Origin of the sequence: Rathayibacter tanaceti, from assembly GCF_001634385.1 — a bacterium.
Lineage (GTDB): Bacteria > Actinomycetota > Actinomycetes > Actinomycetales > Microbacteriaceae > Rathayibacter > Rathayibacter tanaceti.
Map to the genome: position 1 here is coordinate 1 of NZ_LIIN01000162.1, position 4,885 is coordinate 4,885.

The following is a 4,885-nucleotide window of genomic DNA, read 5'->3' on the forward strand; positions in this document are numbered from 1 at the left end:
CGCCGTCTTTCAGCGCCCGCCGTCCCCGGGACGCGAGGGTCGAACCGCCCCCGGAGGCGAGCGTCGCGACCCCCGCCGTCGAGCTGCCGGGGCGCCGTCGGCGACGGTGCGAGCGCCGGAGTCGAGTTCTCCGGCCTGCTGCGGCAGCTGTCCGGTCTTCTCGGCGATCTGCTGGAGTCCCGCCGAGAGGGTCGCCGCGCCGGCCGCGGCCGTCCCTGCCCCCGAGCGGAGGGAGTTGGCACCCGTCGCGAGCCGCGCCGTGCCGTCCTGGAGCTGCGCGAGCCCGACGACCAGCTCGGAGGAGCCCGACGAGGCCCGGTCGGCGCCGTCGGCCAGCTGTGCCGCACCGTCCGCCGCCTGCTCCAGACTCGTGTGCACGTCGGTGAAGCCGACGTAGACGTTCTTCAGGTAGGTCTCGCCGACCTTCTCCTCGAGCGTCTGCGTCACGGTGCTGCCGATTGTGCTCGCGATGTTGCCGACGATCAGGTTGGCGCTGTCGTTCGTCTCGACCGAGAGTTTCGCCTGCACGGCGGCCGCCGGGTCGTCGCCGCCCACCGAGGCGACATCGGCCGAGAATCCGGCGGGGACGGTCAGCACGGCGTAGACCTCGCCCGAGGCGAGCTGGCGCGCCGCGTCGGCGGCGCCTTTCTCCGTCCAGGCGAAATTCGACTCCGACGTGCTGGAGGTGAGCTCGTCGGTCAGGTCGTGGCCGAGCGCGAGCGTCGATCCGTCCGAGGCGGTCGCGCCGGTGTCCTCGTTCACGACGGCCGCCGGCACGGTGTCGAGGTGGTGCGTCGGGTCGAGGTTGGCCGACGTCAGCAGTCCCGCGTAGATCAGCGGGATGAGCGCGATCGCCGCGAAGACGACGACGAGACGCGGATTCACGGCGCGCAGGGCGCGGCGGAGCACAGTCATGGTCAGGGTCCTTCTACTTCGAGGAGTGCAGAGCGGCGAGGCGCTGCGACGCGACTCCGGTGACGAGGAGCTCGGCGATGTCGGCGGAGGCCTCGGCGGCCGGCCGGCGGGCGTCGCCGTCGAGCAGCCAGCCGACGACGAGCCAGGTCGTGCCGGCGGCCAGCAGCGTGGCGAAGCGCTCGACGCGGGCGTGGTCGCCTCCGCCAGGGGCGCGCTCGGCGAGCGGAGAGAAGGCGAGGAGGCGCCGCACGAGGAACGCGACGACCGACTCCTGCACGGCCCGGGCCGTGCCTCCGCTGAGGACACGGCGGTAGAAGTTGGCGTGCACGAGCAGGCCCTCGAGCAGCTCGCGCACGATCCGCGGGACGGTGCCCTCCCAGTCGACGGCGGCGACGCCGGGCACGACGTCACCGAAGAGGGCGTGCATCCGCTCGACAGCGGCGGCCTCGATCAGCGAGGGGACGTCGCCGAAGTGCTGATAGAACGTCGGTCGGCTCACGCCCGCCGCCGCGCAGAGCTCGGTGATCGAGGGCTGGTCATCGCCGGGCCCGTCGAGGGCGGTCGTGATGGCGGCGATCAGCAGGTCGCGCGAGCGGGTGGGCCGTGGGTCGGTCACGTCGTCCTCTCCGGCGCACAGAGGCACCTTCTTTACGTTCGTCAGATAACTTACAACCGTAAAGGAGGCAGTGCAAGCGTCAGGAGGCGGACTCCACAGGGAGCAGCGTCGCTATCGCCGAGGTGTCGACCATCACCGAGTCCCGCGGGGTGAGTCCGGGGCTGCGCGGAGTCGGGACGGGCAGTCGCACCACCAGCGCGCCGGGATCGACGCCGAACCGCCCCGACGACGTCCGCCCAATCGGGTCCCCGTCGAGTTCCGCGAGCACCGCCTGGTCGAGCTTGAACGTGAACTCGCGCCCCGGCCACTGGTGGAGCGAGGCGAGTCCGTTGCGATTGCCCGTCGCCACATCGAGCGCGAGGCCGAAGCGGCGGCGCAGCAGCACCAGCTCGAGGTCGCCGTCGTCGAGCACGGCTCCGGTCGCGAGCTCGATGTTGGCCACCACGGAGCTGCAGTTGCAGGCGAGCACCATGAAGCAGCGCTGCGGAGGCTCCTGCTCGCCGTCGATCGTGAGAGTCGCCTCGAAGCCGGCCTTGAACATCGCCGGAGCTCCGGCCGCGAAGTACGCGCCCCAGCCCACCCGCTTCTTCAGCTCCTCGTCGGTCTTGTCCATGATCTCGGCGTCCAGCCCCACGCCGCCCATCACCGTGAACACCCGCTCCTCACCGTCGTCGAAGGTCGCCGTGCCCACGTCGATCGGCCGGTCCTGCCCGAGCAGGGCGATCTCGACCGCGTCGGAGAGCGACCCCAGCGGGATCCCGAGGTTCCGGGCGAGGAGGTTGCCGGTCCCACTCGGCAGCAGTCCGTACGGCACCCCGGTGCCCCGGAGGACCGTCGCCACCGCCCGCACCGTGCCGTCCCCGCCCATCGAGCAGACGAGGTCGGGCTCGGCGGCCAGAGCGGCGCGGGCCGCGGCGGCACCGGAGTCGTCGGGCCTGGTCTCGAACCAGAGCGGCTCGTTCCAGCCGTGCCGGCGGGCGATCGTCGCGACCAGGTCCTCCGCGGCGCCGACGTCGTCGAACTTGCTCGGATTGATGACGACGGCCACGGTCGGCTTCTCGGGTGCGCTCACCGTCTCAGTCTGGTGCGCCCGAGGAGCGCTCGAGTACCGCGGCCGCCTCCACCGCCAGGACGGCGCCGATCTGAGCCGACAGCGTGGCAGGCAGGGACGCAGGCGCGTCCCAGCGCGGCCCGGCCAGCAGCACCCCGCGACGCTCGCCCGAGCGCTGCAGCGCGGCGACGCTCCCCGAGACGAAGCCGCCGACGCGCTCGGCGACCGCGGGCGGGACTCCCTCGGTGGTCGCGAGATCGACGAGGTGCCGGTAGGCGATGCCGCCGAACAGCGCGCCGTCGCCCGTACCCTGCTCGACGAACACGCCGTCGGGGGCGAGCCGGTCGAGGAGGTCCACGGCGGTCAGAGAGGCGTGCGCGACAAGGCGCTGGTCGGGCCGCAACCGGTGCAGCGCGAGCGCCGCTCCGATGTAGACGCCGTGGTTGTAGCTGAACGCCCAGTCGTCGCGGGCGGTGCCGCCCTCGCGCCCGATGCCGTCGGCGACGAAACCGGTCGCATCGTCGCGCAGCCGCACGTGCATCCAGTCGAACGCCGCGCGCGCGAGCCCCTCGCGGCCATCGGGCCGGAGCCGTTCCAGTCGCGCCCCGAGGATCGCGAACGGTCCGTTGGCGGGGGCGTTCTTGTAGTCGAGCTGGCGCCTGCGCCACGCAAGGCTCGCCCCGTGCCGGAGATTCCAGCCCTTCTCGGCCGCGACATGCCAGAGGTGGTCCGCTCGGTCGAGCCAGCGCTCCTCCCCTGAGACCTCGCCGAGCCGCGCGAGAGCTCCGCCGAGCCACATCATGTCGTCGAAGTAGCCGTTCACCAGGCGTCCGCCGTTGCGGAGGCGGATCGCCCGGTGGAGCCGGCCCGCCCGTGCGAGGTGCGCGTCGTCACCCGTGCGCTCGAACGCGTCGACCGCCGCGTCGATCGCGTGCGCGAGCCACCAGTAGTTGAACTCGAGGTCGGCCCGCAGCGAGGTCGGGTAGCTCATGTGGTAGCCGAGCAGCGGCACCGCGAAGAGCCTGTCGAGGCTCGACTGCGCGGTGTCGGCGAGGCTACGCGTAGACGTGCGGGGCGAGGACGGCGACATCGCGCAGGTTGCGGTAGCGCTCGGCGTAGTCGAGCCCGTAGCCGATCACGAACTCGTTGGGGATGTCGAAGCCGACGTAGGAGACGTCGACCTCAATCTTGGCCGCGAGCGGCTTGCGGAACAGGGCGCAGATCTCGACCGACTCGGCACCGCGGCTCCGCAGATTGCCCTGGAGCCACGAGAGCGTCAGGCCGGAGTCGATGATGTCCTCGACGATCAGCACCTTGCGGTTCGTGATGTCGGAGTCGAGGTCCTTCAGGATGCGCACCACACCGGAGGACTTGGTGCTGCTCCCGTAGGAGGACACCGCCATCCAGTCCATCACGATGTCGAGCTTGAGCTCGCGGGCCAGATCGGCCATCACCATCACGGCACCGCGGAGGACTCCGACGAGGAGCAGGTTCTCGCCCGCGTAGTCGCGCTCGATCGCGCGGGCCAGCTCGCGGATCCGCTCGTGGATCCGGGCCTCGGTGTAGAGGACCTCGGTGATGTCGTCGGCGATGTCGGCTGCTTCCACCCGGCCACTCTACGGGTGGTCCGGCCCCGGCCCCTCTGCGGAACGAGCGGCGGGGGCGAAGACGAGGGTGGTGCCGGAGCGGGTCGCGACCACCCCGGGCAGATCGACGCCCTTCTGCCCGTGCCAGTCGGTGACCAGCGCGGCGACGGCCAGCGTCTGCGTGCGCGAGAGCGCGACTCCGAACTCGTTGGCGACCACCAGGCGGATGATGCGCTGCCGCAGCGCCGGCGGGTCCGCCGCGAGCCCGCGCGCGTCGACGGTCACGTGACCGGCCTCGTCCTGCCCGACCAGCTCGAGCGCCCAGTCGAGCGCGAGCGCGTCGAGCGCGTCACCGTCCTCGCGCAACTGCTCGGCCGTGCGCGCCAGGGCCTGCGCCACCCCGGGGCCGAGCTCGTCCTCGAGCACGGGCAGCACACGGGTGCGCACCCGCACCCGGGAGTACCGCGGATCCGCGTTCTGGGGATCGTCCCAGAACGCGAGCCCCTGGTCGGCGCAGGCACTGCGGGTCGTCTCGCGGCGCAGCCCGAGGAGGGGTCGCAGCAGCGGCCCGCTGACGGCAGCCATCCCGTGCAGGGAGGCGGCTCCGGCGCCGCGAGCCAACCCGAGCAGCACCGTCTCGGCCTGGTCGTCGAGGGTGTGCCCCAGGAGGATCGCCGCGGCTCCGGTCGCGGCCAGCGCGTCGTCGAAGGCGCGGTA

Annotated in this window: 6 protein-coding genes; all 6 read right to left on the bottom strand. The window is 72.3% G+C overall.

The features are described from left to right. Positions 1 to 9: 9 nt before the first annotated feature. Positions 10 to 915, bottom strand: a complete 906-nt coding sequence (locus tag ACH61_RS13905; RefSeq protein ID WP_068213113.1) for a YhgE/Pip domain-containing protein — start codon at positions 913 to 915, stop codon at positions 10 to 12. A 13-nt stretch (positions 916 to 928) separates the two neighbouring features. Beyond that, positions 929 to 1,531 (bottom strand): TetR/AcrR family transcriptional regulator, encoded by a 603-nt coding sequence (locus tag ACH61_RS13910; RefSeq protein ID WP_132505666.1) that lies wholly within the window; start codon positions 1,529 to 1,531, stop codon positions 929 to 931. 79 nt (positions 1,532 to 1,610) lie between these two features. Further along, a complete protein-coding gene (locus tag ACH61_RS13915; RefSeq protein ID WP_068213117.1) occupies positions 1,611 to 2,603 on the bottom strand; it encodes a diacylglycerol/lipid kinase family protein in 993 nt (330 codons plus the stop codon). A 4-nt stretch (positions 2,604 to 2,607) separates the two neighbouring features. Continuing rightward, a complete protein-coding gene (locus ACH61_RS13920) occupies positions 2,608 to 3,672 on the bottom strand; it encodes a glycoside hydrolase family 76 protein (protein WP_068213119.1) in 1,065 nt (354 codons plus the stop codon). Beyond that, positions 3,638 to 4,189: a hypoxanthine phosphoribosyltransferase gene (hpt, locus tag ACH61_RS13925; RefSeq protein ID WP_068213121.1), complete on the bottom strand. Its 552-nt coding sequence runs from the start codon at positions 4,187 to 4,189 to the stop codon at positions 3,638 to 3,640. The genes ACH61_RS13920 and hpt overlap by 35 nt, the downstream gene beginning before the upstream one ends. A gap of 9 nt (positions 4,190 to 4,198) precedes the next feature. Continuing rightward, positions 4,199 to 4,885, bottom strand: a 687-nt coding sequence (locus ACH61_RS13930) for an ATP-binding protein (protein ID WP_236713699.1), incomplete at its 5' end; no start/stop codon positions are given.

Coding starts and splice junctions, on each gene's coding strand:
- ACH61_RS13905 (WP_068213113.1), bottom strand. CDS start 915: ATGACTGTGCTCCGCCGCGCCCTGCGCGCCGTGAATCCGCGTCTCGTC.
- ACH61_RS13920 (WP_068213119.1), bottom strand. CDS start 3,672: ATGTCGCCGTCCTCGCCCCGCACGTCTACGCGTAGCCTCGCCGACACC.